The organism is Salinarimonas sp. NSM, from assembly GCF_052380005.1.
GTDB lineage: Bacteria > Pseudomonadota > Alphaproteobacteria > Rhizobiales > Beijerinckiaceae > Salinarimonas.
Genome location: NZ_JBQTCJ010000092.1, coordinates 1 through 12,922, shown reverse-complemented (window position 1 = coordinate 12,922; position 12,922 = coordinate 1). Strand labels below are relative to the sequence as shown.

Genomic DNA, 12,922 nt, shown 5'->3' with positions numbered 1-12,922 from the left:
AACTGTCAACCACTCAACCGGTCCATTCCGTCAGGGATATATCCGGTCCGAACATTCGGCCTCCGTCCTCCCCTGCGGGGAGGAGGCGGTCGGCGGCTTTGATCCGCCGTTCGCGAAATCCGCGACCTCACCGCGTCGTCCGTATCACCGGCAGGTCCAGATCCCGCACCTTCTTGCGCAAGGTGTTCCGGTTCAGCCCCAGCAGCTCCGCGGCGCGGATCTGGTTGCCGCGCGTGGCGGTGAGCGCGGCGGCGATGAGGGGGCCTTCCACCTCGCGCAGGATGCGGTGGTAGAGGCCCGGCGGGGGCAGCGTCTCGCGGAAGTTGGAGAAATACCGCGTCAGGTGCCGCTCGACGGAGCCCGACAGCGTCTCCGGGGCCTCCGGGTCGTCGGCGCCGGCGCCGATCACGCTCTCGATCGGGCGCACGTCGAGCTCGCCCTCGATGATCGGCCCGGTGATCGTGTCCTGCGGGTAGAGGGCGGCCAGCCGGCGGATCAGGTTCTCGAGCTCGCGCACGTTGCCCGGCCAGCGATAGCGCTTGAGGCGGTCCATCGCCTCCGAATCCATCTGCTTGCGGGCGAGCCCCTCCTTCTCGATCAGCGCGAAGAAGTGGCGCGCGAGATCGGGGATGTCCTCCACGCGCTCGCGCAGCGGCGGCAGGCGAAGCGGCACGACGTTGAGGCGGAAGAACAGGTCCTCGCGGAAGAGCCCCTGCTGGATCGAGATCCGCAGGTCCTTGTTGGTCGCGGCGACGATGCGCACGTTGGTCTTGATCGGCGTGCGGCCGCCCACCGTCGTGTACTCGCCCTGCTGGAGCACGCGCAGGAGCCGCGTCTGCGCCTCCATGGGCATGTCGCCGATCTCGTCGAGGAACAGCGTGCCGCCCTCGGCCTGCTCGAAGCGCCCGGCCGAGCGCTGGGTCGCGCCGGTGAAGGCGCCCTTCTCGTGGCCGAACAGCTCGCTCTCGATGAGGTCGCGGGGGATCGCCGCCATGTTGACGGCGACGAACGGCCCGGCGCGGCGCTTGCCGTAGTCGTGCAGGGCGCGGGCGACGAGCTCCTTGCCGGTGCCGCTCTCGCCGGTGATCATCACGGTGAGGTCGGTCGGCATCAGCCGCGCCAGCGCCCGGTAGATCTCCTGCATGGCCGGCGAGCGGCCCACGAGGGGGATGTCCTCCCCCTCCCCCTCCGCGGACGAGACCGGCCCGCGCGGGCGCGAGAGCGCACGCCCGACCACGGCGACGAGCTCCTTGAGGTCGAAGGGCTTGGGCAGGTACTCGTAGGCGCCGCGCTCGGACGCCTTGATGGCGGTCATGAACGTGTTCTGCGCGCTCATCACGATGATCGGCAGCTCCGGCCGCAGCCGCTTGATGCGCGGCAGGAGGTCGAAGGCGTTCTCGTCGGGCATCACCACGTCGGTGATGATGATGTCCCCGTCCCCCTGCGCCACCCAGCGCCACAGGGTGGCGGCGTTGGAGGTCGAGCGCACCTCGTACCCGGCGCGCGAGAGCGCCTGGTTGAGCACCGTGCGGATGGCGGCGTCGTCGTCGGCGAGGAGGATGTGTCCGCTGGGCATGTGAGGCACTCTCGGGGGCTGTCGGGTACGCTTTACGAGCCGCGGCCGTCCTCGGCCGCGTGCATGGGCAGGAGCATGCGGAACGTGGTCTTTCGCGGCGCGGGGTCGCATTCGACGATCCCGCCGTGGTCGCCCACGATCTTCGCCACCAATGCAAGCCCCAGGCCAGAGCCGTTGGCCTTGGTGGTGACGAAGGGGTCGAACAGGTCGGGAACGAGCTCGGGCGGGATGCCGGGGCCGTTGTCGCGCACGGCGATCTCGATGGGTAGCGAGACGCGCTCGGCCGAGCCCGGGATCGCGAGGCGCACGCCCGTGCGGAAGGCGGTGGAGAGCACGATCTCGCCCTCGAGCGCGTCGGGCCCGATCGCCTCGGCGGCGTTCTTGACGAGGTTGAGCACGACCTGGACGAGCTGGTCGCGGTTGGCGAGCACGTGGGGAATCGAGGGGTCGTAGCTCTCGACGATGCGCAGGTGGCGCGCGAAGCCCGTCTGGGCGAGGCGCTTGACGTGATCGAGCACGCTGTGGACGTTGACCGGCACGCGCTCCACGGGGCGCTGCTCGCCGAACAGCTCGACGCGCTCGACGAGCTTCACGATGCGGTCCGCCTCGTCGCAGATCAGCCGCGTGAGGACGCGGTCCTCGTCGGCTGCGGACTGCTCGAGCAGCTGGGCCGCGCCGCGGATGCCCGAGAGCGGGTTCTTGATCTCGTGGGCGAGCATGGCGCCGAGCGCCGTCACCGAGCGCGCCGCGGTGCGGTGGGTGAGCTGGCGGTTCATCTTGTCGGCGATGGTCCGCTCCTGGATCATCACCACCACGGTCTGCGGGTCCTCCGGCATCGGCGAGGCGATCACGTCGACGATGCGCTCCACGCCGAGCCGCGGGCCGCCGATGTCGACGCGGTACTCGCTGACCGAGACGCCGCGGCGGCGAACCTCCTCGATCAGGGTCAGAACCGGCGAGCCGAAGGGCATGAAGTCGCTTAGCTTCTGCCGGCGCAGCACCCGCTGGCTCGCCTCCAGGAAGCTCTCCGCGGCGGCGTTGGCGTTGAGGATGACGTGGTCCGGCCCGACCGTGACGACCGGCAGCGGCAGGGCGTTCATCACCGCGTCGGTGGTCGGGGTCTTCATGCGGCCTCTCGCAGCGGGTGGGTGTAGACCGCGCCGATCAGGTCGAGCACCTCGGCGGGCTCCTCGGTGGTGACGAGGCGCGCGCGCGCCGCGGGCGGCAGCGCGAAGCCGTCGCCGCGGGCGTGGTCGGCGAAGGCGGCGAGGTGCTTGCGGGCGTGGCGCACCGCCATGGCGCGGCCATAGAGCGCGAGCAGGCCCTCGTAGTGCGCCCGCATCGCCGCGACCTTCTCCGCGGCGGACGGCGCGCGGGGAGCGAGGCCGGCGAGCCCCTCCCCGATCATGGCCACGAGCCAGGGCCGGCCGAGCGCGGCGCGGCCGATCATCACCGCGTCGGCGCGCGAGCGCGCGAGGCAGGCGCGGGCATCCTCCAGGGTCGCGATGTCGCCGTTGGCGACGAGCGGCAGCGTCGTCGCGTCACGCACGGGCGCGATCGCGTCCCAGTCCGCTTGCCCCTTGTAGAATTGCTGGCGGGTGCGGCCGTGGACGGTGATCGCCCGCGCGCCGGCGACCTCGGCGCGCCGCGCGAGCTCCGGCGCGTTGCGCGCGGCGTCGTCCCAGCCCAGCCGCATCTTCACCGTGACGGGGATCGCGACCGCGGCGACCGTCGCCTCGATCAGCCCGGTGGCGTGGTCGAGGTCGCGCATCAGCGCCGAGCCGGCCCAGCCGCCGGTGACGCGCTTGGCCGGGCAGCCCATGTTGATGTCGACCACGTCCGCCCCGTTCGCCTGCGCGAGACGCGCGGCCTCCGCCATCCAGCGCGGATCGCAGCCGGCGAGCTGGACGACGTGCGGGGAGACGCCCTCCCCCTCCGCCCGCAGGCGGGTCTCCTCGTCGCCGTTCACGAAGTCGTCGGAGGCGACCATCTCGGACACGACGAGGCCCGCGCCGAACGCGGCCGCGATCCGTCGCATGTGCACGTCGGTGACGCCGGACATCGGCGCGAGCACCGCGCGGCGGGAGACCGGGACGTCACCGATCCGCCACGCGACCGGCGCGTCGGCCTGCGGCGTCCGTTCGGGCGGGGGCACGAGATTCTGCTGCATCGTCATTGTGCCCAACAATTAGCCAAGCCTGTGAAATTGGCAAGTGCCGCGCGCACGCCTCGCGATCCGCACAGGCGTTTGCCTCTGGAGGCGGCATTCTCTATCACCACATTCGTGTGACAGCCCGACCAGGAAAGACCCTTGTCCGCAAAGCCTCGCATCGCCGCCCTGATCGTCGCCGCGGGTCGCGGCGCGCGTGCCGGTGCGGGCGATCCCAAGCAATACCGCCTCGTCGGCGGCGCGAGCGTGCTCGGCCGCGTACTCGCCGTCTTCGGCGCGCATGAGGCGATCGACCGCATCCTCGTCGTCACCCACCCCGACGACGGCGGCTTCTACGCCCGCGTCGTCGCCGCCCTCGATCCGGACGCCCGCGCGAAGCTGGTCTCGCCGGTCCCGGGCGGCGCCACGCGCCAGGACTCGGTCGCACGCGGGCTCGCGCGGCTCGAGGAGTTTGGTGCGCGAAACGGCGACGCGGAGGAGATCGTGCTCGTCCACGACGCGGCGCGGCCGTTCCTCTCCCACGACCTGATCGATCGGGCCGTCGCGGCGACGATCGCCACCGGCGCGGCCATCCCCGGCATCGCCGTCGTCGACACCGTCAAGCGCGTCGACGAGGCGGGCCGGGTCGTCGAGACGCCGCCGCGGGCGAGCCTGCGGGCCGTGCAGACGCCCCAGGGCTTCCGCTTCGTCGCCCTGCTCGAGGCCCATCGCGCCGCGTCCCGGGCGGGCCGCGACGACTTCACGGACGACGGCGCGTTGATGGAATGGGCGGGCCATCCCGTCACCGTGTTCGAGGGCGAGGCGGGCAACGTCAAGCTCACCCGCCCCGAGGATTTCGCCGCCGTGGGCGGCGGGGAGGCGCGCATGATCACCCGTCTCGGCACCGGCTTCGACGTCCACGCCTTCACCGAGGGAGACCACGTCTGGCTCGGCGGCGTGCGCATCCCGCACGAGCGCGCCGTGCTCGCTCATTCGGACGGCGACGTCGTGCTCCACGCGCTCACCGACGCGCTCCTCGGCGCGCTGGCGGAGGGCGACATCGGCACGCATTTTCCGCCCTCCGACCCGAAGTGGAAGAGCGCCTCCTCCGACCGCTTCCTCGCCTTCGCCGCGGAGCGGGTGCGCGCCCGCGGCGGGGTGATCGACCTCCTGGACGCGACGATCCTCGCGGAGGCCCCCAAGGTCGGCCCCCACCGCGAGGCCATGCGCGAGGCGATCGCGCGTGCCGCCGACATCCCCGTTTCGCGCGTCTCCATCAAGGCGACGACGACCGAGCGCCTGGGCTTCACCGGCCGGCGCGAGGGGATCGCAGCCCAGGCCGCCGCGACGATCCGTCTCCCGGAGGTCTCGGCGTGATCTTCCCCGACGAGATGCGCGCGACCGCGACCGCCCTGCTCGACGCCTATCGCGAGGCGGGCCTGCGGGTCGTCACCGCCGAGAGCTGCACCGGCGGGCTGATCGCCGGCCTGCTGACCGACATCGCCGGCTCGTCCTCCGTGGTCGAGCGCGGCTTCGTCACCTACTCGAACGAGGCCAAGAGCGACTGCCTCGGCGTGCCGCCGGCGATCCTCGACGCGCACGGCGCGGTGAGCGCGGAGACCGCCCGCGCCATGGCGGTCGGCGCGCTCGGCGCGTCGCGCGCCGACGTGTCGATCGCCGTCACGGGCATCGCCGGGCCCGGCGGGGGCTCGGTGGAGAAGCCGGTCGGCCTCGTCCACCTCGCCTGCGCCCGCCGCGGCGGCGCGGTGCGGCACCTGGAGATGCGCTACGGCGACCTCGGGCGGTCGATGGTGCGGCTGCGGACGGTGGCGGACGCGCTGGGGCTTCTGGAGGCGGCATTGGGGCCCGATCACGCAGCGGCGTAGTTGGTCTCACCGGGCCGCGGAGCAAGCCCGGGGCCCAGACGCCCAGGTATGTCTCTCAGCGTGCGCGGTAGCGCGCGCGTCCACGAAACCCCGATGGAGGCGTCGCGCGCCGCGGCGTGAACGCCGCTCCATCGGGCGCCTGCGGTTCTGGGTCCCGGACTGCCTTCGGCATCCGGGATGACGCCCTCACCGATAGATCGCGTCCGCCCGCGCCTCGAACGCCTCGGAGAACTTGCGGAAGGCGCGGTCGAACATCGTGCCCATCAGCATGCCCAGCGCGAAGTTCTTGAACTCGTAGTTGATGTAGAACTCCACGTCGCAGGCCCCTTCGCCCGCCGGCTTGAAGGTCCAGCGGTTCTCCATGTAGCGGAAGGGGCCGTTGACGTACTCGACGTCGATGCGGTTGCGCGCTGGGTCGAGGGTGACGCGGCTCGTGAAGCTCTCGCGGATGCGCTTGTAGCCGACCGTCATGTCGGCGACGAGCGTCTCGACCCCCTCCCCGCTCTGCACCTTGCGGCGAACCTTCAAGTCCTCGCAGAGCGGCACGAACTTGGGGTACTGCTCGACGTCGGCGACGAGGGCGAACATCTCATCCGGCGTGTGCCGGACGCGGCGCGTGGTGCGGAAGGACGGCATGGCGGTGTCGCGTCAGCGGCCGAGCTTGGCGAGCCGTGCGGCCTTGAGCCGCGCGAAGTCGTCGCCCGCGTGATAGGACGAGCGCGTCAGCGGTGACGCGGAAACGAGCAGGAAGCCTTTCGCGTAGGCAGTCGTCTGGTAGGCCTTGAACTCGTCCGGCGTCACGTAGCGGACGACCGGGTGGTGCTTGCGCGTCGGCTGCAGGTACTGGCCGATCGTCATGAAGTCGACCTCGGCCGAGCGCAGGTCGTCCATCAGCTGCAGCACCTCGTTGCGCTCCTCGCCGAGACCGACCATGATCCCGGACTTCGTGAAGATCGTCGGGTCGAGCTCCTTCACCTGCTGGAGCAGGCGGATGGAGTGGAAGTAGCGCGCGCCGGGGCGCACCTTGAGGTACTTCGACGGGACGGTCTCGAGATTGTGGTTGAACACGTCGGGCCGGGCCTTCACCACGACCTCGAGCGCGCCGGGCTTGCGCAGGAAGTCCGGGGTGAGCACCTCGATCGTGGTCTTGGGCGAGCGGGCGCGGATCGCGCCGATCACCTGCGCGAAGTGCTCCGCGCCGCCGTCCTCGAGGTCGTCGCGGTCCACCGAGGTGATCACCACGTGCTCGAGGCCGAGCTTCTCCACCGCGATGGCGATGTTCTCCGGCTCGGCGCGATCGAGCGCCTCGGGCATGCCGGTCTTGACGTTGCAGAAGGCGCAGGCGCGGGTGCACGTGTCGCCCATGATCATGAAGGTGGCGTGCTTCTTCGACCAGCACTCGCCGACGTTCGGGCAGCCCGCCTCCTCGCAGACCGTGACGAGCCCGTTCTCCTTGACGATCCGCTTCGTCTCGGCCCAGCCGGGCGAGCCCGGCGCCTTGACGCGGATCCAGTCGGGCTTGCGCTGGAGCGGCTGGTCGGGCCGATGCGCCTTCTCCGGGTGGCGCGGGCGCTGGTCCTTCGCGAGGCCGTCCTTGGCGCGCGTGTCCTTGGCGAGGAGGTCGAGAACGACGGTCATGCTCTCCCGATCCGATCCGGCTTCGCCGCGCGGGCAGTGCGCGGCTCGTGACGTCGCCCTGATCTAGGGCGTCGCCGCGAAAGACGCAAATCCCACGCGGCGAGGGACCGCACGCCGGGCGCGGGGCAGGCCCGCGCTCAGCGCCCGCGCCGTCCCTGGATCAGCCCAAGGATCCACACGAACACGACCGCGCCGATGGTCGCGACGACGATCGAGGCGAGGTTGAAGCCTTGCGAATAGGAGAAGCCCAGCAGCGAGGCGAGGAAGCCGCCGACGAAGGCGCCGATGATGCCGACGATGAGATTGGTCAGGAGGCCGTGATTCCGGCCGGTGATCTTCTCGGCGATGAAGCCGGCGATGATGCCGACCACGATCCAGGCGATGATGGACATGGGTTCTTCGTTCCTCGAGCGATGGGGAAGCGTGAGTGTGCACCCCTGCAACGCCGCGGCAAGCTCGGGCGTTCCCGGGGTCCGCCGATCGGATCGCGTCAGGCGCGGGCGTTGCGCCAGCCGAGCCCCGCGATCGCGGCGGCGCCCGCCAGCGCCAGTGCGACGATGCTCCACCCCTCGCCCCAGTTCGCCACGGCGACGGCGACGAGCGCCCAGACGACCGCGACGGCGTAGAGCGGGATGCCGGGCAGGCGCGTCAGCACGAGCCCCGCCGTGACGAGCGCGCCCACGAGGCACGCGATCGCCCAGCCGTACGCCCCGAGCCAGAGGCCGAAGCCGGCCCCGAACAGCCCGATAGACACCCAGGACGCCGCCGTGAGCCAGCCGGCGTAGAGCGCGACCGGCGCCCGGTAGAGCCAGCGATCCGCCGCCGGGGTGCGGGCGAGCGCCACGAGCGCGAGGACCAGCATCACCCAGATCAGCACCGTCGCCCACAGCGCGCTCGCCTGCGCCACGGCGAGCCAGGCCGCGCCGACGATCAGGCTGCCCGCGAGCGGCCAGCGCGGGGGGTCCCACGCCGGATCGTCCCCGCGCCGCACGAGGCCGAAGGCGGCCGAGGTCAGGAGCCAGAGGTAGATCGGCCCCCAGATCCCGAACGCATAGCCCGCCGGCTGCACCGGCGGATCCACCTGCGGCACGGGGAAGAGATCGGGATCGAAGCCCGCGAAGGGGAACGCCAGCGGCGCCGTCGCGAAGGCGAGCGCGGCGGCGGCGACGAGCACGGCCTTCATGCGGCGGCTGTCGCGAATGCGGGTCTCGGGCGTATGCGGGGGTGCGGGTTCGGGCATGGGCGAGTGCGGTCGGTGCTCCAGCGAACGGGGTTCAGCGCGCGAGCAACTTCATGACCGCGGCGCGCGTGTCTTCTGGAGCTTCGGCGTAGCGACGACGCAGTTCTTCGAGTTCGCCATCGGTCGTTCGGCACGTCTCTTCGCCCCGTCGGCGGTCGGTGGCCCTGCCGCTCGCAGCGAACCGCATCCCCCACCAAGCCGTGATCTCCCTGCCGCGTTTCGCCAGCTCGCGCCGAAGCCCGTAGATGACGAGCACTGCGCCAAGCCAGGGAAGGACGATCAGAATTTCGTGCATCTATTCAATCCTCCGCTGTTGCGAGCCGCAGCGACAACGAGATGATAAGCAGCACTCCGACATAGGACAAGACGAGGGAAACGTCGGTGATGGTCGCACCGTTCGCGCTTGCCGCGCGAAGTCCCGTGTTCCAGTGCAGCGCGATCGCGACGGTTGCCAAGCTGACGACGAGGCCGATCCAGAACGCCCATTGCAGGCGATCGTGCCGGCGTGCCGCCGCCGCGTCGAGCACCACGATCGCGCTGAGCCCGACGAGCACCAGGAGGAGATCGCTGGCGAAGGGCAGATAGGAGTCGAGCTCGCGCAGCCCGGCCAGTCCCGACGGCGTCCCTCCGATCGACGTCACCAGAGGGAGAGCGACCAGAACCACGGCCGTAGCCCAGGAGCCCAACGCGTTGGGATAGCGCGCGCCCGCCCAGATCACGGCGCCGGCGCTACCAAGGCACACAACGACGATGAGCGTCAGGAACATGTCGACACTGGTGGGAGTGAGAATCTGAGCCTATCGGCCGACACTCCTGCACGCAAGCCCCGCGCGCATCCTCACGTATGAATCACCCGCCCATACGCATCCAGCACGCTCTCGTGCATCATCTCCGACAGCGTCGGGTGCGGGAAGACCGTGTGCATCAGCTCTTCCTCGGTCGTCTCGAGGTTCATGGCGACCACGTAGCCCTGGATCAGCTCGGTCACCTCGGCGCCGATCATGTGGGCGCCGAGCAGCTTGCCGGTCTTGGCGTCGAAGATGGTCTTGACCATCCCGTCCGGCTCGCCGAGCGCGATGGCCTTGCCGTTGCCGGCGAACGGGAAGCGGCCGACCTTAACCTGGAGGCCCTGCTCCTTGGCCTTGGCCTCGGTGAGCCCCACGGACGCCACCTGCGGGTGGCAGTAGGTGCAGCCGGGGATCATGCCCTTGTCCATGGGGTGGGTGTGCAGGCCGGCGATGGTCTCGACGCAGATGACGCCCTCGTGCTCGGCCTTGTGGGCGAGCATCGGCGGGCCGGCGACGTCGCCGATGGCGAAGACGCCCGGCACGCTGGTGCGCCCGAGCCCGTCGGTGACGACGATCCCGCGCTCGATCTTCACGCCGAGCGCCTCGAGCCCGAGGCCCTCCACGTTGCCGACGACGCCCACCGCCGAGATCAGCTTGTCCGCCGTGATCTGCTGGGAGCCCTTCTCGGTCTCGATCGTCGCGGTCACCGAGCTCGCGCCCTTCTCGACCTTCGTCACCTTCGCGCCGGTGAGGATCTTGATGCCCTGCTTCTCGAAGCGCTTGCGCGCCATCTGCGCGATCTCCGCGTCCTCCACGGGGAGGATCTGCGGCATCACCTCGACGACGGTCACCTCCGCGCCCATCGTGCGGTAGAACGAGGCGAACTCGATGCCGATGGCGCCCGAGCCCATCACCAGCAGCGACTTGGGCATCTCCTTGGGCACCATCGCCTCGAAATAGGTCCAGATCAGCTTCTTGTCCGGCTCGATCCCCGGCAGCACGCGCGGGCGCGCGCCGGTGGCGACGATGATGTTCTTGGCCTTGTAGGTCCCCGGCCCGAGCGCGCCCTTCGGCGCTGGCACCGGCGGGCCCTCGACGGACCTGGTGGCCGGCTTCACCGTCACCTCGCCGGCCTTGGCGATCGACCCCTCGCCCCAGATCACGTCGACCTTGTTCTTCTTGAGGAGCATGCCGACGCCGCCGTTGAGCCGGCCGGAGACCCCGCGCGAGCGCTTCACCACGGCGCCGATGTCGAACGAGACACCCTGCGCGGAAAGCCCGTAGTCGCCGGCGTGCGACATGTAGTGGAAGATCTCTGCCGAGCGCAGCAGCGCCTTCGTCGGGATGCAGCCCCAGTTCAGGCAGATGCCGCCCAGATGCTCGCGGTCGACGACGGCGGTCTTCATCCCGAGCTGCGCCGCGCGGATGGCGGCGACGTAGCCGCCGGGGCCGGCGCCGATGATGATCACGTCGTAGGTGTCGGCCATGATGCTCGTCTCTCTCGTCTGCGGTCAGGCGCCCTCGACGGGGCGGGTCAGGAGGATCCAGCGGCTTTCCGGCGCGTAGCGGGCGTGCTGGCGCACGGGCGTCCCGTCGATCTCGCGAAAGCCGCGCTTGCCGAGCTGGCGGCGGAAGACGGCGTTGGTCTCGTGGGTGGTGACGGCGAGCGCGTCGCAGCCGGCCGCGCGGGCGCGCGCGACGCCCGCATCGATCAGCGCCGCGCCGATGCCGCGGCCGCGGTGATCCGGAAGGACGGCGATGTCGCGCAGGAGGAAGGCGCCGTGGACCCTGGCGAGCAGCTCGTAGTGCGCCCGCTGGTCCGGCGGCAGGCGCATGAGCGCCACCCGCGAGATACGCTCCGCGAGCCGCAGCGCCACGAGCGCGCCGACGACGGCGCCGCCCGCCTCCGCCACGACGGCGTTCTTCCACGACATCTCCCCGGACGGTCGCGCGATCTCGGCCGCCGCGGCGTCGAGCCAGCTGCGCGCCCCGTCGGCCACCCGCGCGAACACGCTCGCCACGTGCCCGGCATTGGCCATGTCCCACAGGAGCGCGACGTCCCGTGCGTCCGCGGGGGTTGCGGGGCGGATGGTGGCGGAGGTCGCGGCGTCAGGCATGGACAGCGGCGTCCTCGGCCAGGTGGGCATGGACGGTGTCCATGACCACGTCGATCTCGCGCAGGACCGCGTCGTTGGTGAAGCGCAGGACGCGAAAACCCTGCCCCTCGAGCGTCGCATCCCGCACGGCGTCACGCGCCTGCTGGGCGTCATAGGAATGGCTCGCGCCGTCCACCTCGATGACGAGCTTGTGCTTCAGACAGCAGAAATCGACGACGTAAGGGCCGAGGGCGACCTGCCGGCGAAAGTGCGTGCCATCGAGCGCGAGCCGGTGGCGCAAGCACCACCAGAGGCGCTTCTCGGCGGGGCTCAGGCGCCGCCGAAGCGGACCTGCGGCCCGGCGGGCGGCCGCCGACGGCGATCTCGCTGGAGGCTGGTTCCAAGCCATCGCGCTGTCCTCCCGCTTCGTCTCCGCGTGCACATCCCAGCACCGGCATCCGTGCTCACCGCGACCCGGGAGCGCAGCACGACGACCCCCATCCGCCCCCTTCGGGGGCACCTTCCCCACAAGGGGGAAGGAAGGCGCCTCGCATTCGCGACCGAGACCGCCTCGACAGGCGTGACTGGCGCCGACCGTCTCCCCTCCCCCCTGTGGGGAGGGGCCGGGGGTGGGGGTGCCGCAGGATCACCTCTCCAGCGATGAAGCCCTCCAAGACCCCGCTCGACGTCGGCACCCCCGGCGAGGCCCGCCCAGAAGTCACCTCCCCGCGACCTCCTCCGCGATGGAAGAGGCCTCGGCTCACACCAGCATCCCCATCGGGTTCTCGAGCAGCCCCTTGAACGCCGCGAGCAGCTCGGCGCCGAGCGCGCCGTCGACCACGCGGTGGTCGCAGGACAGCGTCACCGTCATCGCCTGGACCACGGCGGGAGCGTCGCCCTTGACGACGACCCGCTTCTCGCCGGCGCCGACCGCGAGGATCGTGGCGTGGGGCGGGTTGATGACGGCGGCGAACTCGCGGATGCCGAACATGCCGAGGTTGGAGACCGCCGTCGTGCCGCCGGTGTACTCCTCCGGCTTGAGCTTCTTCGTGCGGGCGCGCCCCGCGAGGTCCTTCATCTCGGCGGAGATCGCCGAGAGCGTCTTCGTCTCGGCCTTGCGGATGACCGGCGTGAACAGCCCGCCCTCGATCGCCACCGCGACGCCGACGTCGGAGTGCTTCAGCTTGAGGATGCGGTCCTCGGCCCAGACGGCGTTGGCGTTCGGAACGCGCTGGAGCGCGAGCGCCAGCGCCTTGATGACGAAGTCGTTGACGGAGAGCTTGTACGCCGGCTTGCCGTCCTTCGTCGGCGCGGCCGCGTTGAGCTGGCCGCGCAGCGCCAGCGCGGCGTCGAGCTCGACGTCGATGGTCAGGTAGAAATGCGGGATGGTCTGCTTGGACTCGAGCAGGCGCTTGGCGATCGTCTTGCGCATGCCGTCGAGCTGGACCTCCTCGTAGGAGCCCGCCTCGAACATCGCCTTGACCTGGTCGACCTTGCGCCCCTGCGCCATCGTCGCCGGCCTGGCGCGCTCGATCAGCGCCTGCCGCAA

At 70.9% G+C, this 12,922-nt stretch carries 15 protein-coding genes; 2 read left to right on the top strand and 13 right to left on the bottom strand.

Annotation, left to right across the window (positions count from 1 at the left end):
- Positions 1-127 precede the first annotated feature (127 nt).
- The 3 genes from ntrC to dusB are packed head-to-tail and all read right to left on the bottom strand — an operon-like array spanning position 128 to position 3,746.
- Positions 128-1,576 carry a nitrogen regulation protein NR(I) gene (gene ntrC, locus ACTZWW_RS21735; protein WP_444783055.1) on the bottom strand — a complete coding sequence of 483 codons (1,449 nt, stop codon included), beginning with the start codon at positions 1,574-1,576 and terminating at the stop codon, positions 128-130.
- A gap of 32 nt (positions 1,577-1,608) precedes the next feature.
- On the bottom strand, positions 1,609-2,703 hold the full coding sequence (locus ACTZWW_RS21730) for a two-component system sensor histidine kinase NtrB (RefSeq protein WP_444783054.1): 1,095 nt from the start codon (positions 2,701-2,703) through the stop codon (positions 1,609-1,611).
- Positions 2,700-3,746 (bottom strand): tRNA dihydrouridine synthase DusB, encoded by a 1,047-nt coding sequence (dusB, locus tag ACTZWW_RS21725; RefSeq protein WP_444783053.1) that lies wholly within the window; start codon positions 3,744-3,746, stop codon positions 2,700-2,702. The genes ACTZWW_RS21730 and dusB overlap by 4 nt, the downstream gene beginning before the upstream one ends.
- 141 nt (positions 3,747-3,887) lie before the next feature.
- On the opposite strand from dusB, the gene ACTZWW_RS21720 reads away from it, so the two are divergent.
- Both ACTZWW_RS21720 and ACTZWW_RS21715 read left to right on the top strand, forming a co-directional pair.
- Positions 3,888-5,102: a bifunctional 2-C-methyl-D-erythritol 4-phosphate cytidylyltransferase/2-C-methyl-D-erythritol 2,4-cyclodiphosphate synthase gene (locus tag ACTZWW_RS21720; protein ID WP_444783052.1), complete on the top strand. Its 1,215-nt coding sequence runs from the start codon at positions 3,888-3,890 to the stop codon at positions 5,100-5,102.
- Positions 5,102-5,611, top strand: coding sequence for a CinA family protein (locus ACTZWW_RS21715; protein ID WP_444783056.1), 510 nt, complete (start codon positions 5,102-5,104; stop codon positions 5,609-5,611). The genes ACTZWW_RS21720 and ACTZWW_RS21715 overlap by 1 nt, the downstream gene beginning before the upstream one ends.
- Before the next feature lie 186 nt (positions 5,612-5,797).
- Here ACTZWW_RS21715 and ACTZWW_RS21710 read toward each other — a convergent pair whose 3' ends face one another.
- The 10 genes from ACTZWW_RS21710 to ACTZWW_RS21665 form a co-directional block, all read right to left on the bottom strand.
- Entirely contained in the window at positions 5,798-6,247 is a 450-nt protein-coding gene (locus ACTZWW_RS21710) for a type II toxin-antitoxin system RatA family toxin (protein WP_444783051.1), read from the bottom strand.
- A 12-nt stretch (positions 6,248-6,259) separates the two neighbouring features.
- Positions 6,260-7,249, bottom strand: coding sequence for a lipoyl synthase (gene lipA / locus ACTZWW_RS21705; RefSeq protein ID WP_444783050.1), 990 nt, complete (start codon positions 7,247-7,249; stop codon positions 6,260-6,262).
- A 137-nt stretch (positions 7,250-7,386) separates the two neighbouring features.
- A complete protein-coding gene (locus tag ACTZWW_RS21700; RefSeq protein ID WP_444783049.1) occupies positions 7,387-7,641 on the bottom strand; it encodes a GlsB/YeaQ/YmgE family stress response membrane protein in 255 nt (84 codons plus the stop codon).
- Between the two features lie 98 nt (positions 7,642-7,739).
- Positions 7,740-8,489 (bottom strand): hypothetical protein, encoded by a 750-nt coding sequence (locus tag ACTZWW_RS21695; RefSeq protein WP_444783048.1) that lies wholly within the window; start codon positions 8,487-8,489, stop codon positions 7,740-7,742.
- A gap of 34 nt (positions 8,490-8,523) precedes the next feature.
- Positions 8,524-8,784, bottom strand: coding sequence for a hypothetical protein (locus tag ACTZWW_RS21690; protein WP_444783047.1), 261 nt, complete (start codon positions 8,782-8,784; stop codon positions 8,524-8,526).
- Between the two features lie 4 nt (positions 8,785-8,788).
- On the bottom strand, positions 8,789-9,256 hold the full coding sequence (locus ACTZWW_RS21685) for a hypothetical protein (RefSeq protein WP_444783046.1): 468 nt from the start codon (positions 9,254-9,256) through the stop codon (positions 8,789-8,791).
- Positions 9,257-9,327: 71 nt separating this feature from the next.
- Positions 9,328-10,764 carry a dihydrolipoyl dehydrogenase gene (lpdA, locus tag ACTZWW_RS21680; protein WP_444783045.1) on the bottom strand — a complete coding sequence of 479 codons (1,437 nt, stop codon included), beginning with the start codon at positions 10,762-10,764 and terminating at the stop codon, positions 9,328-9,330.
- A gap of 24 nt (positions 10,765-10,788) precedes the next feature.
- A complete protein-coding gene (locus ACTZWW_RS21675) occupies positions 10,789-11,394 on the bottom strand; it encodes a GNAT family N-acetyltransferase (protein ID WP_444783044.1) in 606 nt (201 codons plus the stop codon).
- A complete protein-coding gene (locus ACTZWW_RS21670) occupies positions 11,387-11,782 on the bottom strand; it encodes an endonuclease domain-containing protein (RefSeq protein ID WP_444783043.1) in 396 nt (131 codons plus the stop codon). Before ACTZWW_RS21670 ends, ACTZWW_RS21675 begins: the two co-directional genes overlap by 8 nt.
- A 351-nt stretch (positions 11,783-12,133) precedes the next feature.
- On the bottom strand, positions 12,134-12,922 hold a 789-nt coding region (locus ACTZWW_RS21665; protein ID WP_444783042.1), incomplete at its 5' end, for a 2-oxo acid dehydrogenase subunit E2.